Source organism: Haloterrigena sp. H1, from assembly GCF_005938085.1.
Lineage (GTDB): Archaea > Halobacteriota > Halobacteria > Halobacteriales > Natrialbaceae > Natrinema.
The window spans coordinates 2,493,905-2,517,829 of sequence record NZ_SMZK01000001.1 but is presented as its reverse complement, the minus strand read 5'-3'; the positions used below and the strand labels follow the sequence as shown (position 1 = coordinate 2,517,829).

General features: G+C 59.8%; 22 protein-coding genes, 1 tRNA gene and 1 pseudogene. 13 read left to right on the top strand and 11 right to left on the bottom strand.

The genetic code is table 11. The features are described 5' to 3' along the window. Positions 1-334: 334 nt before the first annotated feature. On the bottom strand, positions 335-742 hold the full coding sequence (locus E2L06_RS12570; RefSeq protein ID WP_138781930.1) for a hypothetical protein: 408 nt from the start codon (positions 740-742) through the stop codon (positions 335-337). 58 nt (positions 743-800) lie between these two features. On the opposite strand from E2L06_RS12570, the gene E2L06_RS12565 reads away from it, so the two are divergent. Continuing rightward, a complete protein-coding gene (locus tag E2L06_RS12565) occupies positions 801-1,436 on the top strand; it encodes an adenylate kinase (RefSeq protein ID WP_138781928.1) in 636 nt (211 codons plus the stop codon). A gap of 205 nt (positions 1,437-1,641) precedes the next feature. Here E2L06_RS12565 and E2L06_RS12560 read toward each other — a convergent pair whose 3' ends face one another. Further along, on the bottom strand, positions 1,642-2,916 hold the full coding sequence (locus tag E2L06_RS12560) for a hypothetical protein (protein ID WP_138781926.1): 1,275 nt from the start codon (positions 2,914-2,916) through the stop codon (positions 1,642-1,644). Positions 2,917-3,049: 133 nt separating this feature from the next. On the opposite strand from E2L06_RS12560, the pseudogene E2L06_RS12555 reads away from it, so the two are divergent. After that, positions 3,050-4,217: pseudogene (locus E2L06_RS12555) on the top strand (ISH3 family transposase). A 146-nt stretch (positions 4,218-4,363) separates the two neighbouring features. Here the strand turns inward: E2L06_RS12555 and E2L06_RS12550 are convergent. Then, positions 4,364-4,585 (bottom strand): hypothetical protein, encoded by a 222-nt coding sequence (locus E2L06_RS12550; RefSeq protein ID WP_249361433.1) that lies wholly within the window; start codon positions 4,583-4,585, stop codon positions 4,364-4,366. A 67-nt stretch (positions 4,586-4,652) separates the two neighbouring features. On the opposite strand from E2L06_RS12550, the gene E2L06_RS12545 reads away from it, so the two are divergent. From E2L06_RS12545 to E2L06_RS12525, 5 genes are all read left to right on the top strand, one after another. Next, positions 4,653-5,288 carry an IS6 family transposase gene (locus E2L06_RS12545; protein ID WP_138781924.1) on the top strand — a complete coding sequence of 212 codons (636 nt, stop codon included), beginning with the start codon at positions 4,653-4,655 and terminating at the stop codon, positions 5,286-5,288. A gap of 201 nt (positions 5,289-5,489) precedes the next feature. Continuing rightward, positions 5,490-6,443: a DUF106 domain-containing protein gene (locus E2L06_RS12540; RefSeq protein WP_138781922.1), complete on the top strand. Its 954-nt coding sequence runs from the start codon at positions 5,490-5,492 to the stop codon at positions 6,441-6,443. A 135-nt stretch (positions 6,444-6,578) separates the two neighbouring features. After that, positions 6,579-7,154 (top strand): (d)CMP kinase, encoded by a 576-nt coding sequence (cmk, locus tag E2L06_RS12535; protein WP_138781920.1) that lies wholly within the window; start codon positions 6,579-6,581, stop codon positions 7,152-7,154. Then, complete coding sequence (locus tag E2L06_RS12530; protein WP_138781918.1) at positions 7,154-8,062, top strand: RNA-guided pseudouridylation complex pseudouridine synthase subunit Cbf5; 909 nt, start codon at positions 7,154-7,156, stop codon at positions 8,060-8,062. The genes cmk and E2L06_RS12530 overlap by 1 nt, the downstream gene beginning before the upstream one ends. A gap of 155 nt (positions 8,063-8,217) precedes the next feature. After that, positions 8,218-8,288: transfer RNA gene (locus E2L06_RS12525), tRNA-Pro, on the top strand. 468 nt (positions 8,289-8,756) lie between these two features. Here the strand turns inward: E2L06_RS12525 and E2L06_RS12520 are convergent. Continuing rightward, positions 8,757-9,077 (bottom strand): hypothetical protein, encoded by a 321-nt coding sequence (locus E2L06_RS12520; protein WP_138781916.1) that lies wholly within the window; start codon positions 9,075-9,077, stop codon positions 8,757-8,759. 476 nt (positions 9,078-9,553) lie between these two features. Here E2L06_RS12520 and E2L06_RS12510 point away from each other — a divergent pair, with 476 nt between their 5' ends. Beyond that, positions 9,554-9,802 (top strand): hypothetical protein, encoded by a 249-nt coding sequence (locus tag E2L06_RS12510; RefSeq protein ID WP_138781912.1) that lies wholly within the window; start codon positions 9,554-9,556, stop codon positions 9,800-9,802. Positions 9,803-10,062: 260 nt separating this feature from the next. On the opposite strand, the gene E2L06_RS12505 is transcribed toward E2L06_RS12510, so the two are convergent. Continuing rightward, on the bottom strand, positions 10,063-10,386 hold the full coding sequence (locus tag E2L06_RS12505) for a hypothetical protein (protein WP_138781910.1): 324 nt from the start codon (positions 10,384-10,386) through the stop codon (positions 10,063-10,065). 283 nt (positions 10,387-10,669) lie between these two features. Further along, the gene (locus E2L06_RS12500) at positions 10,670-11,887 is read right to left on the bottom strand and encodes a hypothetical protein (protein ID WP_138781908.1); all 1,218 of its coding nucleotides are present in this window, start codon (positions 11,885-11,887) and stop codon (positions 10,670-10,672) included. A 146-nt stretch (positions 11,888-12,033) separates the two neighbouring features. Here E2L06_RS12500 and E2L06_RS12495 point away from each other — a divergent pair, with 146 nt between their 5' ends. Next, positions 12,034-14,868 carry an ATP-dependent helicase gene (locus tag E2L06_RS12495; protein WP_138781906.1) on the top strand — a complete coding sequence of 945 codons (2,835 nt, stop codon included), beginning with the start codon at positions 12,034-12,036 and terminating at the stop codon, positions 14,866-14,868. Positions 14,869-14,954: 86 nt separating this feature from the next. Next, a complete protein-coding gene (locus tag E2L06_RS12490) occupies positions 14,955-15,479 on the top strand; it encodes a winged helix-turn-helix domain-containing protein (RefSeq protein WP_138781904.1) in 525 nt (174 codons plus the stop codon). Positions 15,480-15,591: 112 nt separating this feature from the next. Here the strand turns inward: E2L06_RS12490 and E2L06_RS12485 are convergent, their stop codons facing one another. Further along, complete coding sequence (locus tag E2L06_RS12485) at positions 15,592-16,254, bottom strand: AIM24 family protein (RefSeq protein ID WP_138781903.1); 663 nt, start codon at positions 16,252-16,254, stop codon at positions 15,592-15,594. Positions 16,255-16,569: 315 nt separating this feature from the next. On the opposite strand from E2L06_RS12485, the gene E2L06_RS12480 reads away from it, so the two are divergent. Next, positions 16,570-17,571: a TIGR04024 family LLM class F420-dependent oxidoreductase gene (locus E2L06_RS12480; RefSeq protein ID WP_138781901.1), complete on the top strand. Its 1,002-nt coding sequence runs from the start codon at positions 16,570-16,572 to the stop codon at positions 17,569-17,571. Between the two features lie 209 nt (positions 17,572-17,780). Then, positions 17,781-18,782, top strand: a complete 1,002-nt coding sequence (locus tag E2L06_RS12475; RefSeq protein WP_138781899.1) for an AIR synthase family protein — start codon at positions 17,781-17,783, stop codon at positions 18,780-18,782. A gap of 11 nt (positions 18,783-18,793) precedes the next feature. Here E2L06_RS12475 and E2L06_RS12470 read toward each other — a convergent pair whose 3' ends face one another. The 3 genes from E2L06_RS12470 to E2L06_RS12460 form a co-directional block, all read right to left on the bottom strand. Beyond that, positions 18,794-19,108, bottom strand: a complete 315-nt coding sequence (locus E2L06_RS12470; protein WP_138781897.1) for a YbjQ family protein — start codon at positions 19,106-19,108, stop codon at positions 18,794-18,796. 107 nt (positions 19,109-19,215) lie between these two features. After that, positions 19,216-20,061, bottom strand: a complete 846-nt coding sequence (locus tag E2L06_RS12465) for a phosphatase PAP2 family protein (protein WP_171052363.1) — start codon at positions 20,059-20,061, stop codon at positions 19,216-19,218. Between the two features lie 60 nt (positions 20,062-20,121). Continuing rightward, complete coding sequence (locus E2L06_RS12460; RefSeq protein WP_138781895.1) at positions 20,122-22,860, bottom strand: AAA domain-containing protein; 2,739 nt, start codon at positions 22,858-22,860, stop codon at positions 20,122-20,124. A gap of 217 nt (positions 22,861-23,077) precedes the next feature. Here E2L06_RS12460 and E2L06_RS12455 point away from each other — a divergent pair, with 217 nt between their 5' ends. Beyond that, a complete protein-coding gene (locus tag E2L06_RS12455) occupies positions 23,078-23,635 on the top strand; it encodes a hypothetical protein (RefSeq protein ID WP_138781893.1) in 558 nt (185 codons plus the stop codon). Here the strand turns inward: E2L06_RS12455 and E2L06_RS12450 are convergent. Next, positions 23,632-23,886 (bottom strand): hypothetical protein, encoded by a 255-nt coding sequence (locus E2L06_RS12450; RefSeq protein ID WP_138781891.1) that lies wholly within the window; start codon positions 23,884-23,886, stop codon positions 23,632-23,634. The genes E2L06_RS12455 and E2L06_RS12450 overlap by 4 nt on opposite strands. Positions 23,887-23,925 lie beyond the last annotated feature (39 nt).

Below are 23,925 nucleotides of genomic sequence, written 5' to 3'. Positions count from 1 at the left end.
ATCATGTCATATCGTCCGGTCCTAAACTCTTCTCCCCGCGAAACCGGTGCAATACCGAGCGTGAACAGCGTTGGCAACAGATGGTTGTAATCATGCGGTCGAGCATCGGTTTCCAGCGAATCAGAGCCGCTCTGCTCGCTCGAGTCGATCTATAGCGATACGTCAGGTACAGAGGACAGGCATGGGGGCAAATTTAGTTGCTGTTACGCTCGGCCGCGTACGCGTTATCAAATATAAAACGGATGTCCCGATACTTCTCCTCACTACCCACCTACTCGAACGCACCCCTTCGATCAGTGTGTGACTCGGTTCAGTCAGAACTGTGCCCGGTCGTTCACACGTCGACGACCCAGATGCGAACCGTCGACGGAAGGCCGTACACCTCGAGAAAGATATCGTCGATGAACTGGGCGATCCGATTCGGATCCGCCTTCGCGCTGACCCGGACGTTGATTCCGTCAGCGTCTTCAGGCCGCGTCAGGTCGTCGATTTTGAACGCCGGAAACGCCTCGAGCAATGCTTTCAGTGCCTCGAGTTCTGCGTCGGTGCAGTCGATGTTGATCGTGCCATCGCCGAACTGGACCCATGGCGCGCTCAGCGGCTCTGATTCGTCACGTTCCTCACGGACGGCGCTGTCGGCCTCGAGCGTCAGGAAGGCACTTCCGCGTTCGCGATGTGCGGTAATCGCGTCGACGTACAGTTTCCGTCGTTCGGTGGGTTCGGCGGCGTCAAAGCGGCTCATAGCGGATGGACGTGCTCGATTCTTTAAGCCTTTATGTGATGGGCATGAACGGTGCCATATGGCACAGCCACGAATTCTGATCCTGGGTGCACCCGGGGCAGGAAAGGGGACGCAGAGTGCAAAGATCATCGACGAGTTCGACGTCGATCACATCACCACCGGCGACGCGCTTCGGAATAACAAGGAGATGGACATCTCCGATATGGACACCGAGTACGACACGCCAGGTGAATACATGGACCAGGGTGAACTCGTCCCCGACGAGGTCGTCAACGCCATCGTCGACGAGGCGCTCAGTCAGGCCGACGGCTTCGTTCTCGACGGCTATCCGCGCAACCTCGAACAGGCCGAAGAGCTCGAGGACATGACTGACCTCGATCTCGCACTCTACCTCGAGGTCGGTGAGGAAGAACTCGTCCACCGACTGACCGGCCGTCGGATGGACCCCGAGACTGGCGACATCTACCACGTCGAGTACAACCCGCCGGAGGACCCCGAGGTCGAGGACCGACTCGTCCAGCGCGACGACGACACCGAGGAGACGGTCCGCGAACGGCTCTCTGTCTTCCACGAGAACACCGAACCGGTCATTGAGCACTACGACGAGCAGGGCGACTTAGAGCGTGTCGACGGCGAGCAGGCACCCGACGAGGTCTGGGAGGACGTGAAGGCGACGATCGAAGAAGCTGTATGAATAACTGAACTGTAGTTTTATACTATTTTTGCCTCAGTGGCATTGCCTCCACGCAGAATAGTGTTTTGAAGCATTCTTGATGAGATAAAAACCATCTATTTTGATGAAAGGTTTTGAAGCAGTCGATTTTGAATGTTTAGAGGATATATTCTTTGTATTACATCACATATATAATTATCTTTTCTCCCACATAGGCCGTGTCATCTCAGTTATTTTTCACTTCAATGGTATGTTCAGTAATATGGAGATAGGAAAGATGCGGTGGAAAGACATACCCCTGTGGGTTCATTTGGGGGTTGAAATTCTTGAGACTTGGATCATACATGCCTTTTGGGGCGTTACTCTGAATATGTGCAGATGAGGTGATGATTGAACCGTATATATCAGCATTCGATTGTGTCACCAACTGTCCATTTTTATTAATGTATCTGTTCTCCGGGGAAAATGGCTCTTCCGACGGAGCATAGATCAAGCCCTCAAAACTGGAATCTCCCGTGCCAATGGCTAAATGAGCATCTGATTTTCCGTACACCTGTAGATATTCTGGATCAATATTCCCTGATGTACATGGATCGACACACATTTTACTACCCCCACCATCAATGTGTAATCCTTCTTCGACGTAAATTTGGAGCGTGTGATTTTGATCGGGTTGCTCCCAGTTTTTGACACTGAATGTGCTTCCGTCTATATCCAAATCGCCTTTAACGACGAGTGTTGCATTTCCATCGCTCAGATTAAATGTCAGGTCGTTAGTAAGAGTCTTGTTTTCAGTGAAGTATGTACCACTTGTTGCTGTACTGCCGCTAACATTTTCAATCGAAGTAACGTTCTCGTTCTTGTCAGGGTCCATATCAGTAATCATTTGATCAACTATATCATCTACTACTGGAGGCGAGTAATCCTCTTTCTCAGTTATATCCATATCATCATCGTCTCCTGACACATCATTTGCGACAATCCCGTCTTCAAATGTTCCTTTTGGTAGATCCATCCTTCCGAGCTCAACCCGAACAGTGTCATCGTCTCCCTCACTGCACGATTCTCGAATCGCTTGCCCCTGGGATTTTTCTGTCTGGCGTTTGAAATAATTCTCCCACCCGACGCAGTATTCACTTGTGATATTCATTTTAATAGTACTTTGCTCAACATATGTCATCTCTGGATGAGGTGTAGTGTTTATACGAGTAATTGAGATATCTCCTGAGCTTATGTCATTTTCTTCAGACAACTCAATTATTGGGAAAGAAACTGTAGAATTCCGCTCGTTATAATTAATGGGAGGTACTGACACTACTTGTGTTTCCGACCCTGTTTCACGAAAAACACCCCCAGCCTGATATGCTATTCTGGTACCCTCATCTCCCTCGTATTCAATTGCCCCTACTGGTATCGATTTATTAAACCCATCACTAGATATATTTATATACGCAGTGTCTGTTTTCACGATTGCTCCTTTTTCACCAGCATTGAAAGCCATTGATCGGGATATATCGCCATTCCTCGAAACAGTCCTCATTTGCTGATCTAAGACAGTCGGTAGTTCCCATCGAGTCAGAAGATAGCCACAACTGACAGGGTTAGATTCTCAGGAAGCGTCTGGCTGGGTGTTGATGAAGTTGTTGTACCACCCAGACACTGTCCTTACGGCCGCTGACCTCGAGAAGTTAGCGCTTGATCTCCTCTCTGAGATCCCGATCCCCGGAGTCGAAGGCTGTGGCTTCGACTCCGGGATCATCCGGCAGACACTCCTCCAAGCCGCTGTCGATCAGAAATCCATCAAGGCTGTCACTGACAGCACTCTTGGAACGTACTCCGACGACTACACACTCGCTCAGCTTCATACCGTTCCTGCTGCTGAACTCGAAGCCGTCGTTAACGACCTCCTCGCTCAGCAAGCGGCGATGATCCTCGGCCCCGGCCCGAGGATCATCTGCCTCGACTTCGTCGACATCCACTACCACGGCTGTCCACACCGTGATGCCGGAGAGCTCTGTCATACGATACCCTGCGATGGCACCTCTCAGTGCCATCGCTACCTTGTTGGGTTTGTCCTTTGCCGAGCTAAGCCGCTCGTCGTCGCGGTTACTCCTGTCCGAGGTGATGAACCCAAAAGCGACGCGGTCGAGCGGCTGCTCGACCACGTCGCGGCCCTTCCCTGTCGCTGGCCTCCTCGTTGACCGCGGATTCTACGATGGAACGTCGATCGAGCGACTGGATACAGTCGCACCAGTCGCTCTCCCCGTCATCCGTCGTGGAAAACAGATGGCTGAGAAACTAGACACGTCGGTCTCTTACTGGACGGAGTACGTGATGTACGAAGGAAGCGAGCGGGAACTGCGCTTCCCGCTCGCGGTCTGTGTCTCCTACCAACAGGGAAACCGTGGCAAGCACGGTCTGCTTGTCCGGGCGTATGTGGCGTGCGATCTGGCCGATCGCACGCCGAAGGAAGTCGAAGCTCTCTACCAGAAACGCTCAGCGATCGAGACAGCCTTCCGAACGATGAGAGAAGCACGTGCGCGTACGAGTACAACCGATCCAGTCGTTCGGTTGTTGTTTGTGCTTGTGGGCTTCCTGTTGCGGAACTTGTGGCTGATCGTCCGGTGGGGAGTGCTCGCCACGCCGCGGCGCGGCGGGCGAGCACTGCCGGCCTGGTTCCGCTTCGAACTGTTTCGGGAGTGGATCGACCATACCCTCGACGAATCACTGCTGCGGAAGTGGGAGGCACCAACCAACGGCGCCGGAATTCCCGAGGTCTATAGCCAACTGGACGCGGGCTGATTGAGCCCGCGTCCAGCGGTAGTCCCCGCAGAGAGCGACGGCTTCGAATCGGAGGTTCAGAGACGGCGCTCTCACTGGTGTGAGACCGCCTTCTACGTCGATCTCTTTTCGAACGAGATGAATCCTGTCGCTCACGTTGCCGAAAATCAAGTCAATACGGGGGAACGATGGGAACTACCGACAGTAAATGATTTTTCAATACGATCATTTTCTGCCCGTTGTTCTGTATCGCCCATCATCTCACCGGCAACAAGCAGGATCCCGACGCTGATGGTTGCCACCATCCCGATCAACAGCACGAGGCCGAGTATCGCGGACACACCTCTTTCCGACGGCATTGCTGTGCCGTCAGTACGTCTTAAAGTCATTCTATTGTCTAGTGGCGGTGTTCAGATAAGGATTGAAAGGTGAGGCGGAGCGTTTTCCGAGTGCTCTATGCCCGAAAACGCTCGCCTCGACGGTTGTTTAGACGAGATCAACTTAGACTTTGTCGAACGAGAAGCGACACCGCGATTGCTGATGAAGCTCAGTATTCAGCTGCATCTCGCGGGACTCTCGCTTTCGAATACTGTCTCTATTCTTGAGGTATTCGGTGTCGAACGCGCTCGATCCACCGTTCACAATTGGGTTCACAAGGCCGATCTACAGCCCGAAGAGGGCCAAAGTCCGGATCACGTCGCGGTTGACGAGACGGTGATCCGACTTAATGACGAGCAGTATTGGCTGTACGCTGCGGTCGATCCCGAGACGAACGAATTACTCCATACAAAGCTTGAACCAACGACAACGAAGGTTCTCGCTCATTCGTTTCTGACTGAAATATCCGAGAAACACAACGTCGATGACGCCGTGTTTCTCGTCGATGGATCGCACTCGTTGCAAGATGCGTGTCAGCGCCACGGCTTCGATTTCAGATATGAGAAACATGGAAATCGGAATGCTGTCGAACGTGTCTTTCGAGAGATAAAACGACGAACACTCTGTTTCTCAAACTGTTTTAGCAATGCCGACGCAGAAACTGCCGACGACTGGCTCAGATCGTTCAGCTTCGCATGGAATCAGCTTATCTGAACACTACCTGTCTAGTAGTTCGGATATCTGTCTAATAAAAGGTCCGACCGATCAAACAGTTCATATTGACTGAAAAATGGGAATAGTATATTTACCCGTACTCGAGCGCCCAACAGAATCCTTCTTACTGATCTCCTCGTGGACGACTGTGACTACCGAAGAAAAACACTTGTATACCGGACGACGCCTAGGTTTGGGCAGATGACGCGTACAGCCGAGAAGATCGACGCCCTCGTCCGTGAGGATTCCTCGATGGCGGATGCGCTCGAGGCGATCCGCGAGGCAGCCGACAGGAACGGCGGCGAGGTCCAGTGGGCCGACGTCAGCGACGAGCTGACGAGCGGCCAATGGGGGCGGCTGATCGAGAAAGGCGTATTAGTCGACGGCGACGAGGGGTTCGAGATCGCCGATCGTGAGGCCTACGATCAGGCGCTCGATGGTGACGGCGACAGCACCGTCGCCGGTGCCGACGTCGATATCGACGAGGAGGAATCGAGCTGGTCGCAGTGGGACAAGATAGCTGGTGTCGGTGCGCTCCTGTTGATGCCCGGGTACTGGTTCGATTCGATCCGGAACGTCGTGGGTGGGACGATCGATATCGTCCTCGGACCACTCGACGCGGCGTTGCCCTTCTACGCCGTGATCCTCTCCGTGGCACTGATCACTGGCCTGTACTCGTCGCTGCTCCAGGCGAACCTGATGAACACGGAGGTTATGGGCAAGTATCAAGAACGGATGAAAGCCGTCCAGGAGGAGCAAAAAGACCTCCGCCAGCGTAAGAAAGAGGCCGAAGAACGCGGCGCGAGCGAGGCCGAAATCGAACGCCTCGAGAACGAACTCGAGCGCATCCGCGAAGAGCAGATGGAGGCCATGGCGGACAACCTCGGGATGTTCAAAGAGCAGTTCCGACCGATGGTCTGGATCATGCTATTGACGATCCCGCTGTTCCTCTGGATGTACTGGAAGATCCAGTCGGTCGGCCTCAGCGGCGCGGAAGCGACCGCTATTTTGCCGATCGTCGGCAAGACCGACTGGCAGGCGGGGCTGGTGGGCCCGATGCCAGCCTGGATCGTCTGGTACTTCCTGTGCTCGATGGGCTTTTCCCAGCTGTTGCGCAAGTCACTGAACATCGATATGTCGCCGACCGGCACCTGATCGCGTCGGCTTCCCGTTTCGATCGTTACGACCCGTCGCCGAAGAAGCCACTTGTCGATTATCGTTCGCGGCCGCCATCGACGGCCGTGCTCGTGGATTCAAAACCCATTTTACCCGCCCGCTCGCAGATCGATTATGTTACTCACCGTCTCCGGCCCGCCGGGCAGCGGGAAGAGCACGACTGCCGAGTTGCTCGCCGACGCCTTCGAGCTCGACCACGTCAGCGGCGGTGACATCTTTCGGGAACTGGCCGACGAACGCGGCTACACCCCCCTCGAGTTCAATAAACTCGCCGAGGAAAACGACGAGATCGATCGCGATCTCGACCGCCGGCTGCGCGAAATCGCCGTCGAGGAAGACGATCTGGTCCTCGAGTCCAGACTCGCCGGCTGGCTGGCCGCCGAGCAGGCTGATTTCCGCTTCTGGCTCGACGCCCCACCACAGGTTCGTGGCGAGCGCATCGCCGAACGCGAAGGGAAAGACCCCGCCCGCGCAACCGAGGAAACGACGGCCCGTGAGGCCAGCGAAGCACAGCGCTACGAGGAATACTACGGAATCGACATCCGCGATCTGACGATCTACGACCTGTCGGTGAACACGGCCCGCTGGGAGCCCGATGCGGTCCTCGATATGCTCGTCACCGCGGTCGAGCGCTACGACGCCGGCGGCGACGAAGGGAAAACACCAGTCGACACCGACTACGAGTTCTAATGTCGCTTCGTGGTCCACCCGAGGAACGGTCCCCTGCCGAGTTGCTCACCTTCGGTGTCGTCAACCTCGACAAGCCGCCGGGTCCCTCCTCACACCAGGTCAGCGGCTGGCTGCGCGACGCCGTCGACGAGACGCTCGCCGACCGCGGTGCCGACGTCACCATCGACCGCGCCGCCCACGCGGGGACGCTCGACCCCAAGGTGACCGGTTGTCTCCCGATCATGCTCGGCGACGCGACCCGTCTCGCGCCGGTCTTCCTCGAGGGTGCCAAAGAGTACGTCGCCGTCCTCGAGTGTCACGCACCGGTTCCGGCCGACGCCGAGTCGGTCGTCGCCGAGTTCGAGGGGCCGATCTACCAGAAGCCCCCGCGCAAGAGTGCCGTCTCTCGCCGCCTGCGTGTGCGCGAGATTTACGACCTCGAGGTTATCGAGGCCGAGGAGCGACGCCTCCTCCTGCGGATCCGCTGTGAGAGTGGCACCTACGTCCGCAAACTGTGTCACGATCTGGGACTGGCACTCGGAACCGGCGCGCACATGGGCCACCTCCGCCGGACGATGACGGAGCCGTTCGACGACCGGACGCTCCACAACGCGCACGATTTCCTCGACGCACTGGCGTTCTGGCTCGAGGACGACGACCCCGACCCGCTATACGAGGTCGTCGACCCCGCCGAACGGATTCTCGAGGGAATTCCCAGCGTCGTGATCGCCGACAACGCCGCCCGTGAGGTGGCAGAGGGGGCACCCGTCTACGCGCCGGGTGTTCTCGAGGCCGACGACGGACTCGAGCGCGACTCGCTGGTCGCCTGTTATACGCCAAACGGTGCGGCGGTGTGTCTCGGCACGTTCGTCGGGGACCCCGAAGCTGACAGCGGGCTCGTCGTCGACCTCGAGCGCGTGCTGGTCTGATACGGGATGCTGTACCGACGTACCGGTGCAACCCAGGGCGGTTGCGGTTGCACCGGCAATGACTGACAGCAGTCCGTATGAGTGGCTCGAAACCGGGTGACACACCGGCATTGAAACGACACGCTTAAACGGAAGACGCCCATCGATCCAAGTACGGGACCGTGGGGTAGTGGTATCCTCTGCGGATGGGGTCCGTAGGACCCGAGTTCAATTCTCGGCGGTCCCACTTTTCACGACGCAACGCCCGGAAGAGCGACGCGTCCGCTGTGGTTGTAGAGTCGGTGACTCGAGGCCGGGGTCGCCACCGCGATCGCACCGCAACGCCCCCATGGGGGGTGTCGCCACGGTGACAGCGCCAAAAAATTACAGCGCCCCACCCCACCTCCACACGTAGATCTCCAGTTGAAGCACATGAAACGGATGTTATCCCCAAATTTGTTACTTATAATATGAATATGCGCGATAGAGAGTCGTAATCAAAAATGATATGCCTACAGTATACAGTCCAATACCGACTCCCAAAATTTTATAAATAATTCCCGCGAGTACTCCATAGAAAATCAACTTAATAAAAATAATAGAAATAATACTGCGTTTCTGCTGTTTCTCTCTTGTATAAGCAAATCCTGTTTTGTATCCTACATAAATACCAGATAATGTTGCTAATATTTCACTATATGGGTGTTTTTCAGTTTCATACTCCGCGCGCCACTGAATGAGTTGACGTAATCTCCACATGAGTTTGAGTAATGTCCAGATGGCTAACGTGAGCAGAGAGGAACCTAGTAGGTATATTCCAATAATTAAAACCTGGCTCAGAATGGTGAATAGTTGGTTCAGGCTGAATAAGAGAATATATAAGTCCGATTATAATTAGGAAAGCTAAAAAGATAGTGAGTTGGGCGTATAAAAAACCTGTGATAAGTCCGATGTCCTTACCGTATATATATGAAACAGAGTCATCCAACATTTTGACGAATTCATCGGGGGAGAAATTATCATCTGCTCCACTCATGTGCCAAATGTGGTTAGTCATCCTGTATAAATAATGTCCCCTACAGGGGAAGAGCAATTATGCAGCGCAGAGCGTAGGCTGGTAAAAATGAGTAGATCGACATTGCGCTATAGAATCGCTGTTTCGCTAAGGGGATAGAGTGGTGCTCTAATAATCGGTCTTGTCAGAAACACTTAGGAGGGTCAATACTAACCGTCTCGTTGTTCAATACCGTCTTTCTTATTCTCAGGAATTTCAGAGTAGGCTTCTTCAATCAACTTCTCCTTGGTTATCGTGAATTCAACTATAATATTAACTAGTTCAAATAGTCTAAGCGCTGTATCTCGATCATCTGGGTTATAGATCTCGAGGCCGTGTGTACGAGTCTGCGGAGCAGGACTGTCGGCACCTATGCACACCGACGAGACGCGCTCGAGCGTGCAGGTGACTATTGCTCAACCGCTAAATTTTTGTTTCGAACACGAACAGCGTGGGATATGCAATCCCTCCTCTCAGATATCCTCAAAGCGATCTTCGTTGATCCGTTAATCGAATACTATTATCATGACCTGACGCTCACACGAATCGTCACACGCCTCGTCTTTGGTGTTGCACTCCTTGTTGGGTGCTACCTGGCTTTGCTCGAATCTCCACCCCTCTCTTACGCTGGATGGCTCCTTGTTATTCCAGGTTCTCTCTTCGCCGTCTATGACATGCTCACTGTCAATAGGCACACACGGAGCTAGATCGATTCGATCGGACTCGTCGTTTGCTCGGTTCCACGGTAATCGCCGCCACCGAAGGAACGGACAGTCGCTCGAGAACGGACCCATCACGTATTCCACTGGCCGATCAACAGCCACTGGTGACGACCGAACAGGCCCGAGAACCCGCGAGCGACGACTGCGAGCAGCCGACACAGCGGGACAGTCCGTCCGGGCTGTCAGGGATGGCGATCCGTACACGCGGCGGTCACAGGGGGCCACACGATGACAGCGCCAGCACCTCACTCGAGGTGTGCGCTGTACTCGTATTCGCTGGCGCTGAGCGAGTCGGAGAAATCGATATCGAACTCGAGTTCGTACGTGTTCGAGTCCTCGCCGGCGACCGTGATCTCTCGGTTTTTGGTGTAGGTGTCACCGTCGGAGACGTCGATCTGACCGAACAGGGTGCTGGTCTTTGACGAGCCACCCGTGTTCGAGATCGCAACGGTGAGGACGACGTTTCCGAACGCGGTCGTCTCCGCGGACGTGTCGTCGATGGTTAACCCACCGCCGATCAAGCTGTCACCGCTTCCGGAACAGCCTGCCAGCAGCGCTACTGTTCCCATCGCGACACTTCCCAGCACTGATCTGCGATCTCGCTCCATTGCGTACTCGATGTGATCGAACGCTCATCTTTCCTGTGGTTAGAGACAGCCATCCATCACGATTTCCGCCGATCGCACCTGAACAGTCGCGCTGACGGGACGAGAATCACCGTATCGTATAAGAGTATTGTCACACTGACGACTCCTCGACGTTCCAGTGAGTCATGCTGGCAGCGAGCGCTGCTCGCCCGCGGTTTCGCCTCGTTGTCGGTCGAAAACGGTGCGGCAAGTCCTGGCGTCTCCGCTACCCGTCGACGGTGATGAACGACGTCGCCGGCGTAAACATGTGGTTCTCGAGGGAATCCCAGTCGTCGAAGCTGGTGGGGCCACCGCTCGAGGAAAAGCCGTAGTAGTCCCGTGGGGTGTTGTAGTTCATCACGCTGGTGTACTCCCGGAAACTGTATCGGGTGGAGTCGATGCCGTCGAAGTCAGCCGGGGAGAGTCCGAGCGAGTGGCCGAGTTCGTGCATCACGGTCGTACCGGTGTGGTCGCGACCCGGCTGTGATTCGACCATCATCGTTCCCAGGCTGGCCTTGCCGATGACGTTCCCGCGGTCGGTGTCGCCGGCGACGTCCTCGACGATAACCAGATAGTGATAGCCCTGCCCGGCCCGGTCGAAGTACTGTGATCGGTATTGGGTCAGATTGACGACGTCGGTCGACGACTCCCGCGGGATCGTCTCGTTGGCGACGACGTGCAGGTCCGCACCGGACGATCCGTCGGGGTTTGCAAGCGGTGCGTCGTCGAACTCCGCGACGACGCGCTCGAGTTCGGCGCGTTCGAAGGCGACCCCCTCCATGCGGTCGACCTCGACGTACACGTCGGTACTGAGCGGATCAGCGTCGGGAAAGAGGTCCTGGCGGTAGACCTCTGCGCCGTCCGAGAGCCCGTCGCCGTCCGTATCGGCCACGGTCGGCTCGGTCCGATACTCCTGCACTTCTGGACCGTCGTCGAGTCCATCGTCGTCCGTATCGGCCACGGTCGGCTCGGTACCGTGATCGTCGATTTCCGCACCGTCCGTGAGCCCGTCACCGTCCGTATCCGGGTCGGTGGGATCGGTCTCGTACGTCTCGAGTTCGGCACGGTCGACTATTCCGTCGTCGTCGGAATCCACCGTCAGGGGGTCCGTCCCGTGCTCGTGGACTTCCGTCCCGTCGTCGAGACCGTCGTCGTCGGTGTCGGCCTCGAGTGGATCCGTTCCGTGGTCCGCTTCGTCGCCGTCGTCAAGGGCGTCGCCGTCGGTATCGGCGACGGTCGGATCGGTTCCGTGTCGTGTTTCCGCACCATCGCCCAGCCCGTCGCCATCGGTGTCGGCGTCGAACGGCGCTGTTCCGTCGCGCAATTCTCCCACCACCGGCTCCCCGTCGTCGTCAGGGTCGATGACCGTCGTCCCAGCGAGGATCCCCGCCGTCACCAGCCCGATGGTGAGCACGAGACCGACGAGCAGCCGCGATGATCGCATTTCATGAACGTCAGGGACAGAAGAATAATTAAATTGCTGCTGTCCGCGCTCAGGATCGATCCGTGCTCGTCGGGGCCGTCGAGCGCGGTTTCACTTTCACTGCGCCGTCCAAACGCTCTTACACGCCGGCCCCGGAGACGACGGTAATGGACGGCGACGAGCGCTTCGAGGTGCCGGTCGACGACGATTCCCTGCCGTTCGATCCAGCCACCACGACGATCAGGGATGGCGATGTCTTCGACTCTCTCGAGCCGGCGGTCCAGCAGTGGTGGCTCGAGGAGTTCGGCGAGTTCGTTCCCGAGAACGAGGGCTTTTTCACCCCGCCACAGCGGGGTGCGATCCCGAAGATCGACGCAGGGACGAACACGCTGGTCTGTGCGCCGACGGGCTCGGGGAAGACGATGTCGTCGTTTCTCTCGATCATCAACTCCCTGTACAAGCGCGAGCGGGACGCCGACGATGTCGACGGGCAGAGCCCGTCTGCCCGGGAGACGGAGTCTCCCGCTGGCCTCGAGAACTCGGTGTACTGTCTCTACATCTCGCCGCTGAAATCCCTCGCGAACGACATCCACCGCAATCTCGAGGTGCCACTCGAAGGTATCGAGGAGATCGCGGCCGAGCGCGACGACGCGTCGGTCGGCGAGATCCGCCACGCCATCCGCCACGGCGATACCGACGCCAGCGAGCGCCAGCGGATGCTCGAGGAGACGCCCCACATCCTTAATACGACCCCCGAGACCCTTGCAATCTTGCTGAACGCGCCGAAGTTCCGCGAGAAACTTCGCACCGTCGAGTACGTCATCGTCGACGAGATTCACTCGCTGGCGGCGAGCAAGCGAGGGACCCACCTCGCGGTGAGCCTCGAGCGACTCGCGGCGATGGCTGAGAACGAACTCACCAGAATCGGCTGTTCGGCGACGATCGAACCGCTCTCTCGCGTTGCGGAATTTCTGGTGGGCCGTGAAACGCCTGGTGGAGCGCCGCGTGACTACGAGATCGTCGATGCACGCTTCGCCCGTGAGTTCGACCTGCAACTCGAGTGTCCGACCGCCGATCTGATCAACACGTCCCGCGAGGTGGTCCAGGAGCGGTTCTACCAGCAACTCCACGAGCACGTCCAGGCGCACACGAACACGCTGGTGTTCACCAACACGCGCTCGGGGGCCGAACGCGTCCTCCACAACCTCCGGGAGCGCTTCGACGCCTACGACGAAGCCAACTCAGCCTGTCACCACGGCAGTCTCTCGAAAGAGGTCCGTCAGGATGTCGAGGACCGGCTGAAAGCCGGCGAGCTCGAGGTCGTCACCACCTCGACGAGCCTCGAGCTGGGCATCGACATGCCCCATATCGACCTCGTGGTGCAGGTCGGTTCGCCCAAAAGCGTCGCTTCGCTCCTCCAGCGGGTCGGGCGGGCGGGCCACCGCGTCGGCCAGACCGTGACGGGGCGGGTGATCGCGCTCGACCGGGACGAACTCCTCGAGTGTGCGGTCATGCTCAAGACGGCCACGGAGGGGTTCGTCGACTCGGTGTCGATTCCCGAAAACGCCCAGGACGTTGCCGCCCAGCACGTCTACGGGATGGCGATCGCCGAGATCCGGCCCGAATCCGAACTGAAAGAAATTCTCCGGCGTGCGTACCCCTATCGGAACTACACGGACGAGGAGTACGAATCGCTCATGCGATATCTCACGGCCGAGTACGCCGGTCTCGAGGACAAGAACGTCTACGCGAAAGTCTGGCGTGACGAAAACGATCCGCCCGACGGCGAGCACCACCACGAAGCGTACCCGGTCGGCAAGCCGCTGATCGGCAAGCGCGGCCGGCTCGCGCGAGTTATCTACATGACCAATATCGGAACGATCCCCGACTCGTTTACCTGCGATGTCCATACACGGGCGAGCGACGAGTGGGTCGGCCAGTTAGACGAGGGGTATCTCGATACCCTCGAGAAAGGTGATGTCTTCGTCCTGGGTGGTGATCACTTCGAGTACCGCTATCGGCGCGGTTCGAAGGTCTACGTCGACCGCACGAGCGCTCGCCCGACCGTCCCCTCGTGGTACTCCGAGCGGCTGCCCCTGTCGTACGATCTTGGCCGCGAGATCCTTGCGTTTCAGCGCGACCTCCTCGAGCGCTACGACGCTGGCGGCCCGCCGCGGGTCCGCGCGTGGCTCCGGGACCTGCCCCTCGATGACGACAGCGTTCGCGCGATCGCCCGGCTGTTCGATCATCAAGTGCAGTACGCCGGTATGATAAGTGTGAGTACGCCCGACCGGCTCGCGATCGAAGTCGTCCGCGACCGTGAGGAGTACGAACGCCACTACTACGTTCGCTCGAACTACGGCCGGAAGGTCAACGATGGTCTTTCCCGTCTGCTTGCCTATCGCTGTGCCCAGGAAGCGACGGCGAACGTCCGCGTCGCGGTCGCGGACAACGGCTTCGTCCTCTCGATGCCGCTCAACCGGAAAGTCGATCTCGGGGGGATCGTCGCCGACCTCGAGGCCGACGACGTCCGTGACGATCTCCGAGCGGCGCTGTCGGGGACTGACCTTCTCCAGCGCTATTTCCGGATCAACGCGACTCGCTCGCTGATGATCCTCAAACGCTACAAGGGCTATGAGAAATCCGCCAGCGAACAGCAGGTCTCGAGCGAGATGCTGCTCGGGTTCGCCGAAGAGTTAGAGGACTTCGCTGTCATCGAGGAGACCTACCGCGAGATCGTAGAGGACAAACTGAACGTCAGCGAGATCGAGGACATCGTCGACGCGCTCGATGGGGGCGACCTCGCCCTCTCGCGGCAGCTCCTCGACTCGCCGACGCCGCGGGCGTTCGGGCTCGCGACGCTGTCGGCCAGCGACGTCGTCCTCGCCGAGGACGAAAGCGCCGTACTCCAATCGTTTCACGAACACGTCCTCGCAGAGATCGGCGAAGAGTCGCTTGCGGGGCTCTCGACGACTCGAGACGCCGACTCGGGGAGCCGCTGATCGTCACTACACGCGCGACCGCACGACGGCGGTTCGATCGCGCCAATATCAATCTATATCAGGGCCGCCGCGACAGTTGGACTAGCATGAGCAGCGACCCACCGAACTGGGATTTTAAAGATCGGGATATCGCGATTCTCACTGAGCTCGCCGACGACCCGCAACTCTCCTCGCGGGAACTCACCACGGTACTCGAGGACAAGTACGATATCGAGGTCTCTCACGTCACCGTCAGTGAGTCGATCCGACGGATGCGTGACGAGGGGGTCTTCCGCGAAGCGATCATCCCCAACGAGGAGTACTACATCTTCGCGCTGTTCGAGTTCAAGTTCAACACTGAACACTTCGCCGACCACTGGCGCGCCGCGATGGAGGACATCCGTGCGGACAAGCACACCCTGTTTTTCTTCCTCGCCGATGGGGAGTACCAGTGGAAGACGATCATGATGTTTCGTGACCGGCAGGAGGTTCCCAAGTGGATCCACGACTGCTACTCGAAACACGGGAAGGTCATCGAGAACGTTCGAAACTCGGCGGTCCACAACGTCCTCAAGTTCCAGACCGATCCCCAGATCTACGAGGACCTCGGCAAGGAACGCAGCGAGCGATGACGCCTCCCGGCGCGGCTCTCGGAGTTGGTTTTCTCCTCTCTTCACGTTCGTCACTCTCGAGACCCACGGGACGGACTCGAAGCAGTCCGGTCGCAGTCACTGCGCGTTCGGCCTAGGGCTGGGCTCCTCCTTCTTCGTACGGCTGGATGACGACGAATCCCTCCGAGCCAGTAAATTCCATCTGGATGCTTTCACCGGAGGTTTGCCCGATCTCGATCGTTTTGTTGGTCGCAAACGACGGTGAGAGATTGGTACTCCAGGCGACGGTCGCATCCGGGTCGGTGGTGACTGGCGGCGTCACCACCAGCGGGTCCCCGTGTGTGGAGATCGCAACTGCGCCCGGCCCAGTGAGGTACACGTTCGTCAGGCCTCCCGCGGCGACTTCCGAGAGGCTGCCGATGGTATTGATTTCGTAGTCGACCGTCGACTCGAAGGCGAGGACGTCGTTCCCGTTGACCGAGATCGACTGCTCCGCATCGAGCTCGAGTATCTGGACTTTCTTTCCCTGATCGGCAACGTAGAGGTGGCCACTTCCTTCGGCCTCCATCACCGGCGTTCCCTCGCTCGACACTGCCTCCTTGACGAATCCCGTGAGTCCACCTTCGGCAGACGATTTTCCGGTAAACGTCAGCTCCCCAGTGTAGCCGATCATCGAGCCGGCTTTGACCATCACCGTTCCGTCGACGGGAATGTCGAGAAGCCGTTTGTTCTCCTTTTGAAATCCGCTGTTTCCGTCTTTCGGCGCGTTCGATTGTGTAAATTCTTCTACATTCATGATGACGCCCGAATTACTTGTTGAAGACACATAAACTCTGTTACGCAAATAATATCCGTGTCGGACGGATCGCCATCAGACAACTGACTGCCGGTTGCAACCCGCCACCCGACGGTCGCTCGAGCGTGTCGACAGTGTCGAGTCAGCCACTGTTCGTGAGCGTGCTTGGGTCGCCGATGTGGGGCGGAGGCTGTCTCCGAGTCAGAGCTGACGGTGCGACCTGTTCCCCGCAGACGCTGACCCCGAAATAAACGGTCTACCACCGCTTTTCGGTTCCCATACACCCAAAAGGCCGGGTTCCATCTATGTATGACGATGGTTAACAGAGATATCCACCTTCCCGTCGCCGCACAGCCGACGATCGACTCGATCGTCGACTACACGCGGGCGGCCGAGGACGCCGGCTACGATTGTGCATGGCTCCCCGAGACGTGGGGTCGCGACGCCGTTACCGTCCTCTCGGCGATGGCTGAGCGAACGGAGTCGATCGATATCGGCTCGAGCATCCTCAACACCTACTCGCGGTCGCCGGCGCTGCTGGGTCAGACGGCGGCGACACTCCAGGAACTCGCCGAGGGCCGGTTCCGGCTGGGACTCGGCCCGAGTGGCCCCGTCGTGATCGAAAACTGGCACGGGGTGACGTACGGCAATCCGCTCAAACGGACCCGTGAGACGGTCGAGATCGTCCGACAGGTCCTCTCCGGCGACCCGGTCGACTACGACGGCGACGACTTCGAGGTCTCGGGCTTTCGCCTTCGCTGTGACCCGCCGGCGACGACACCCCCGATCGAGGTCACCGGCATGGGCCCCAAGGCGGTCGAACTCGCGGGCCGATTCGCCGATGGCTGGCACGGCATCATGCTCACGCCCGAGGGAATCGACACCCGACTCGAGGACATCGAGCGCGGTGCCGACCTCGGTGATCGCGACCCCGACGACGTCCACGTCACTGCCGGCGTTACCTGCTGCGTACTGGACGATCCCCGAGAGGCCCGGGCGCTTGCTCGCCAGCACGTTGCGTTCTACATCGGTGGCATGGGCACGTTCTATCGCGATTCCCTCGAGCGCCAGGGCTACGACGAAGCTGCCGAGATCTACGACGCCTGGCAGGACGGCGACCGCGAGCGCGCGCTCGGACTCGTCGACGAGGATATCCTCGACGATCTCTGTGCAGTTGGCGATCCGGAGACAGCCCGCGAGACACTCGCGCGCTACGAGGCAGTCGATGGCCTCGATGCCATCGCGGTCAGTTTCCCGCGCGGTGCCGACGAGGCACAGATTCGACAGACGATGGACGCGGTCGCGCCCGACATCTGAACCGGCCTCGAAGCGCGTCTGGCTTTCCCACGACGAGCGGTCTGCAGCCGGCGACGACGACAGCCCGTCAAACCACGTTCGGGTGGGAATGAAAGGGGCAATGCTGTCGGGGCTTTCTTGATGTTCTCAAAAGCTGCTTCGCCGTATTCTTCGATACAGGGAACGAATTCTTCGACAGCTACAAACCTTACATCGTCCCAGTTCGTGGTATGCCCGGCAAGGTGAGTCCGGACGATCTGCTCACGCACGTCTTCCAGCGAACAGGGGCAGCCGAGACGGACGAGACGGTATTACAGGGCCCGGCCGAGGGCGAGGACGCCGCCGCGATCGACTGGCCCGACGGCGAGGACACGCTCGTGGTCAGTTCCGATCCCATCTCGCTGGCCGCCTCGCAGGTCGGTCAACTCGGCGTCGCCGTCGCGACCAACGACGTCGCCGTCTCGGGGGCCGACCCGCGCTGGCTGACCGCTGTCGTATTGCTCCCGACCGACGTTGATACGAACGTCCTCGAAGAAATCACCCACGACCTCGACGCCGCTGCCCGCGAACTCGGCGCGTCGATCGTCGGCGGCCACTCGGAGTACGTCGACCAACTCGAGCGGCCGCTGCTCTCGCTGACGGCGATGGGGGCGACCGAGCAGTACGTGCCGACTGGCGGCGCACAGCCCGGTGACGCAGTCGTCCTCACCAAAGCGGCGGGCATCGAAGGAACGGCGATTCTCGCGGCAGATTTCGGCGACGAACTCGGCGTCGAGCCAGCCATCAACGAGCGTGCCGCGAGCTATCTCGAGGAGATCAGTGTCGTCCCCGAGGCCCGAATCGTCCGCGAGTACGCGACGGCGATGCACGATCCCACAGAAGGTGGCGTCACGTCGGGCTTGCTCGAGGTGGCCCGCGCCTCGGACGTCCGACTCGAGGTAACCCGCGACGCCGTCCCCGTTCGCGAGGCCACGGCAACGCTGTGTGATGCCGCCGGCGTCGATCCTCTGCAGATATTCGGCTCCGGGGCGTTGCTCGCGACCGTTCCCGAAGACGCGCTCGAGGCGTGTCTGGCAGACTTAGCGGAGGCAGAACTCGAGGCAGCAGTGATTGGTACCGTCGCGCCGCTGACGGCTGACGTTCCTGAACTCGTCCTCGACGGCGAGTCGATCACCGAGCCGATCGAAGATGATCTCTATCCGCTCTGGGAACAGGCAGATCGCGAGACCTAACGTGCTCCGACTTAGTCGAGTCGAACGGCTGTCCCGTACGCGATGACCTCCGAACCGCCGTTTGCGATCTCGGAACTCTCGAGTCGGACGTTGACGATGGCGTCGGCACCCATCGATCTGGCGTCCGCTTCCATGCGCGAGATCGCCTCATCACGTGCATCAGTCAGCAACTCCGAATAGGCCTTGAGTTCGCCACCGGTGATGTTGCGGATGCTCTGGGTAATGTCGCGGCCGATGTTTCGCGCTTTGACCGTGTTTCCGCGTGCGATACCGAGCGATTCCTGCACGTCGCGACCGGGGACCGTTTCAGTGGTGACGATTTCCATGCAGATAGTGTCGTATTTATAACAGTAAAGACTGTCGCTGACCGCGAGAGGTGACCATCAGTGACGCGATCGCTGGCGGCTGGTGACCGACGCCCTCGGCACGAGGCCTACGCTTGCCGCGACTCGAGCGCGTCGATCTCGAGTCGGCCGATGGCGGCCGGTGCGAGGAGGATGCCGGCAACGAGGAGCGCATAGAGGACGACCAGCAGGGGTTCGACCGATTCGACAGCCGATTCGGCGGCTTGCACGACGGCCACGAACCCGCCACCGACGACGAAAAGGGCGACACCCTCGAGTCGGGAGCGCAGCGCCGGCAGCGCCGGCAGCCGTCGCGAGCCAAGCAGGCCACCGATCGACCCGCCGAGACCGAGCAGCGAGTCAGCCGCGCCGCCGGTAATGACGACCGCAGGAACCGAGAGACAGAGTGCAACCGCGAAGCCGATCGTCGGGTCGCCACCCGTGAGCCGATCCATGGCGAGGACGAATCCGACGCCCAGACCTGCACCGACGATCACGTCACCGAGGTAGTGAACGCCGAGGACGACCCGCGAAAGCGAGACGAGCACGACGAGCGTCCCGGCAGCCAGCAGTGCCCGTCGGTCCCGAGTCCGGTCGTACGCGGAGACGAGACCGCCGTAGACGACGGCCGCGGCGAAGGCGTGCCCGCTCGGGAAGCCGTAGCCCGTGCGTTCGGCCTCGAGTGCGACGAGCATGGCGTCTGCCGGCGGCCGCGGCAGCGCGAACAGCGTCTTGAGCGCCAGCATCAGCGCCAGTCCGGCGACCGCATAGCTGATCACGAGCGCGCTTCGGCGACGGCTCGACCACCAGAACAGCACCGCGAGCAGGAGCATGAGTGCGGTCGTTCCGCCAAGTTCGGTGATGAAGACGACGACCTCTGCGTACTCAGCAGTGACGGCATCCCGGACGAATGCACTCTGCTCCTCGAGTCGCATATCATCGGTCGTTACGCTCAGCGGAAGATAAATGTCGGAGGTTCACGCCGTCCAGGCAGGTTACCGGCGTGCCCACTCGAGCAGTCGCTCGTAGACCGGATCGGACGCAAGTGCTTGCGCGTCGCCGACCAACACGAGCGCGCGCTTGGGCCGGGTCAACGCAACGTTGATTCGGCGGTAGTCCTCGAAGATCGGCCCCTCGAGCGTCTCGGTCGCGGTAAAGGAGACGATGATGACTTCCTGGCTCGAGCCCTGGAAGCGGTCGACAGTGTCGACGGCGACATCGTCGGGGACGTGCTTCGAAATCTCCGAGACCTGTGCGCGGAAAGGTGCGATGACGCCGATCTCGGAGCGCTCGAGGCCGGCGGCCTCGTACGATTCGATCAGGTCGGCGATCCGTGCGGCTTCCTCGCTGTCGGTGTACTGACTCCGGTCGCCTGCCACGTCGACGAACGAAACTGGATCCTGCAACTCCGGCGGTAGCGCGCCGCGGGAGACGCCCTCGAGATCGTCGAGCGTCCGCCCCGCGACCGACGGTGTCGCGGGCCGGAGCTGGCCGTCGTAGAACTCCGTGGAGGCGAAGGCCTGAATGCGCTGATTCATCCGGTACTGGCGGTCGAGCATGACACCGGCGTCGGGATACAGGTCGACGAGTCGCTCGAACAGCGACTCGGAGAGATCGTTCTCGGCGCGCACGACGGGCGGGAGCTGCTCGTGATCGCCCACCAAAACGAATCGGTCGGCCAGATTGATCGCCGCACAGGTCCCGGGCTCGGTGAGTTGGGCGGCCTCGTCGACCAGCGCCACGTCGAAGGCCTGCTCTTTCATGACCCGTGAACCACAGGTCGCGGTCGTCGCCGCCACGACCTGTGCGTTCTGCAGTTTCGCGACGCGATCGTCGGGATCGCCCGCCCGCTCGAGCCGGTACGGCTCCATGTCCTCGCGGACGCCGCTTTCGGAGCCGACGCGGACGACCCTGTCATCGTCGATCACGTCGGTCAATTGCTCGAGGGTGGCCTCGAGTGCGTTGTCGACGGCACGATTCGTAAAGGCCGACAGCAGGACGCGATCGCCGCGCTCGACCATCGCGCGGATGGCCTGAGCGATGGTGTAGGTCTTGCCGGTGCCCGGCGGGCCATGGATTAGCGCACAGTCTCGTGCGCCGACGGCTTTCGTCACGGCCTCATTCTGGCGCTCGTTGTTGTTGATGAACGTCTCGTCGACGTTTTCGAACTCAGGTTCCGCACGCCCGAACAGGACATCCTTGCGTCGTGCCTCGCCTTTCAGCAGTGCGTCGTGCATCGCGACGAGCAGCCGATCAGTCGTAAGTTCGGAGGGATAGACGTCGAGCCGCGTGACTTCGACTGGCTCGTCCGCTGTAAGCACGACCTCGTCGTCGAGTCGTTCGATCCGCGCTAACTCGGAATCGCCCCGAACCGGGTGCCCGTCGCTCGCGAGGACGAGGTCGCCCTCGCGGAGCTTCGACGTTGCACCACCCTCGCGGCGCGCTCTGAGTTCCCAGCGGCCGCCTTCGAGCGGCCGTTTCTCGACGAACTCGAGATCGATCAGCGCGCGGTCGTCGTCGGCCCGTTCCTCGGCGCTCTGTTCCCAGAGTTTGGCGTACTCGCGGTGGACCTCGCGCCGCTCCTCCTCGATCGCTCGATAGAAGCGCTCGAAGTATTCGCGTTCCGCCTCGGGCAATGGCTGCCCGATCTGGCCGGCCTTGGATTCCTGATCGAGGCGGCCGGAGACGACCATGCAGGTGTCCTGCTCGAAACAGTATTCACACTTCGCGTCGGCCTCGTAGCCGGTCGGCACCCCATTGCTGACTTCCATCGCTGCAATCTCGTTGCGCAACCGGACGACGTACTTCAGGAGCCCGTCGCCCATCGAGAAGTCCTTTGCAGGGGTGAGATCGCCGGTTTCCTCGTTGCGATCGAGCGCCGAGTTCTTCGTATAGAGTAAGGTTCCGGTGTCGACGTCGCCGCCGTGCTCCTTGAGCAACAGCGCGTAACAGGCGGCCTGGACTTTGTCTTTGAACCGCGGTTCCTTCTTCAGATTTTTCCCCGTCTTGAGTTCGACCGGCGCGCCCCGCCGGACGGCGTCAGCCCGCCCGCGGATGCCGAAGGTTTCGCTGATGAGCAGTTGTTCCGAGCGCCAACTGTCTTCCTCCGTCAGCCGACCCTGCTCGAGCCAGCCCTCGATTGCTTTGGCGTTCTCACGGACGTCCTCAGCGACGGCCTCGGACGTCTCACCCAGCAAGCCAAGTTGCAGGCCCCGTTCCTCGACGCGGGCCTCGATCGACTCCTCGAGGTCGCGGCCCCGCAAGAGGTCGCCGAAGACCTCGTGGACGAGCGTCCCCTTGACAACGGGGTAGTTCAATGGGACGCCCGAGAGCTTGTTCAAGTAGTACAGCCGGGGACACTCGACCCAGTTGCGGATCGACGTCACACTGACCAGAAAGGAGGGTTCGACGACGACGTAGGAGTCGCCCGTCGTCGCGTACTGCGTCTCTCCCTGATATTCATCTTCTTTCGCGTTCGTCACGAGCAGTTCCATCCCCGGCTCGAGCAATTCGGCCGACTCGGTCCACTTGTTCCAGAGCGTCACCGTCGTGGTCTCGTGGCTCTCCGCGACGGTCGCCGTCCCGCCGTCGCCGAGTGTCGGTGTGGCGTCGCCGGACGGTTCGATCTCGTCGTCGGCCAGTCGAAGCGGCACCTCGGCGAGTTCGCTCTCGCCGTAGCTCGTCGACACCGACCGTACGTCGACCTCGTCAGCGACGGTTCCGCGTACGTACACACCGTTCTGTCACGGCCGAGCGATCAAAAACGCTATCGGTCGCTCGGCCGCTGTCCACCGGCCGCGTTTCGGTAGCTGATAGTCGCGTTCGACCGTCAATAAAACGTTCTTACTGTTGGTTTCAATGGGACCCGGAACCGTCTCCGATATCAATCACCTCGTGATCGGAAGAACGGACGCGGACGCTTTTGCGGGCGAGCACCAACCGCCGCCTGCTATGAGCGACCCAAACAGCGACGACCGTCGGTCGGACAGCCGGCTCGAGGACGACACCGACGGCGGGCCATCCAACCGCACCGAAACGGCAGCGGCCAATATCGATTCGGGCACCGGTTTCGGTGATCGAGCGGATACTGGCCGCGACCCACGTGACGAGTCGACTCAGGTCTCAGACGAGGAGCGCCGGCGCAAGATCTCGGTCATCAGCCTGCTCGTTGCCACCCTCGGTGTGTGGGTCGCGCTGTCGACGCTCGTCCTCGAGACCGGGGCAGCGCCGCTCTGGAACAACGTGCTGGTCGGTCTCGTCGTCGGCGCCGCGGCGGGCTACAACTATTATCGCCTGGCAAACGACATTCCGCTTAGCACCGCCATCGCGTCGCTGGTCGCCATCCTCGGCATCTGGCTCATCGTCTCGGCAGCATTGCTCGAGATGACCGGCAGCGTGTTCTGGAACACGGTCGCATCCGGGCTGTTGGTCGCCGGACTTGCGGGATACAACGCCTACGAGGCCCGCGACGCACGGACGGTCGCGACCGAACCCGAGACAGGTGCCTAGATCCGCCTCGGACCGTAGTCGGACTCGAGGCGACGGATGCGGTGTTCAGCAGCGTGGTGGCTCATCGCGACGGCGGAAAACACCAGCATAACGGCGGCAAAGCCGATCGAGACGGCCGGCGAAACGCCGTTGACGTAGCTATTGCCGAGCTGTCCAAGCGCCAGTACGAGCGGGGCAAGCGTCAGCAGTGAACTTTTCGCTGGCGTGGCACGAAACAGTTCGACGAACGAGAGTGAGTGACGGCCGGACATGGGGAAAGCGTCGGTTACGTTCCCTGTGATGGGGGTCGT

Bases quoted from the DNA above. Each gene is read 5' to 3' on its own strand.
- E2L06_RS12570 (WP_138781930.1), bottom strand. From the start codon at position 742: ATGAGCCGCTTTGACGCCGCCGAACCCACCGAACGACGGAAACTGTAC.
- E2L06_RS12565 (WP_138781928.1), top strand. From the start codon at position 801: ATGGCACAGCCACGAATTCTGATCCTGGGTGCACCCGGGGCAGGAAAG.
- E2L06_RS12560 (WP_138781926.1), bottom strand. From the start codon at position 2,916: ATGGCTTTCAATGCTGGTGAAAAAGGAGCAATCGTGAAAACAGACACT.
- E2L06_RS12550 (WP_249361433.1), bottom strand. From the start codon at position 4,585: ATGACTTTAAGACGTACTGACGGCACAGCAATGCCGTCGGAAAGAGGT.
- E2L06_RS12545 (WP_138781924.1), top strand. From the start codon at position 4,653: ATGCCCGAAAACGCTCGCCTCGACGGTTGTTTAGACGAGATCAACTTA.
- E2L06_RS12540 (WP_138781922.1), top strand. From the start codon at position 5,490: ATGACGCGTACAGCCGAGAAGATCGACGCCCTCGTCCGTGAGGATTCC.
- cmk (WP_138781920.1), top strand. From the start codon at position 6,579: ATGTTACTCACCGTCTCCGGCCCGCCGGGCAGCGGGAAGAGCACGACT.
- E2L06_RS12530 (WP_138781918.1), top strand. From the start codon at position 7,154: ATGTCGCTTCGTGGTCCACCCGAGGAACGGTCCCCTGCCGAGTTGCTC.
- E2L06_RS12520 (WP_138781916.1), bottom strand. From the start codon at position 9,077: ATGAGTGGAGCAGATGATAATTTCTCCCCCGATGAATTCGTCAAAATG.
- E2L06_RS12510 (WP_138781912.1), top strand. From the start codon at position 9,554: ATGCAATCCCTCCTCTCAGATATCCTCAAAGCGATCTTCGTTGATCCG.
- E2L06_RS12505 (WP_138781910.1), bottom strand. From the start codon at position 10,386: ATGGGAACAGTAGCGCTGCTGGCAGGCTGTTCCGGAAGCGGTGACAGC.
- E2L06_RS12500 (WP_138781908.1), bottom strand. From the start codon at position 11,887: ATGCGATCATCGCGGCTGCTCGTCGGTCTCGTGCTCACCATCGGGCTG.
- E2L06_RS12495 (WP_138781906.1), top strand. From the start codon at position 12,034: ATGGACGGCGACGAGCGCTTCGAGGTGCCGGTCGACGACGATTCCCTG.
- E2L06_RS12490 (WP_138781904.1), top strand. From the start codon at position 14,955: ATGAGCAGCGACCCACCGAACTGGGATTTTAAAGATCGGGATATCGCG.
- E2L06_RS12485 (WP_138781903.1), bottom strand. From the start codon at position 16,254: ATGAATGTAGAAGAATTTACACAATCGAACGCGCCGAAAGACGGAAAC.
- E2L06_RS12480 (WP_138781901.1), top strand. From the start codon at position 16,570: ATGGTTAACAGAGATATCCACCTTCCCGTCGCCGCACAGCCGACGATC.
- E2L06_RS12475 (WP_138781899.1), top strand. From the start codon at position 17,781: ATGCCCGGCAAGGTGAGTCCGGACGATCTGCTCACGCACGTCTTCCAG.
- E2L06_RS12470 (WP_138781897.1), bottom strand. From the start codon at position 19,108: ATGGAAATCGTCACCACTGAAACGGTCCCCGGTCGCGACGTGCAGGAA.
- E2L06_RS12465 (WP_171052363.1), bottom strand. From the start codon at position 20,061: ATGCGACTCGAGGAGCAGAGTGCATTCGTCCGGGATGCCGTCACTGCT.
- E2L06_RS12455 (WP_138781893.1), top strand. From the start codon at position 23,078: ATGAGCGACCCAAACAGCGACGACCGTCGGTCGGACAGCCGGCTCGAG.
- E2L06_RS12450 (WP_138781891.1), bottom strand. From the start codon at position 23,886: ATGTCCGGCCGTCACTCACTCTCGTTCGTCGAACTGTTTCGTGCCACG.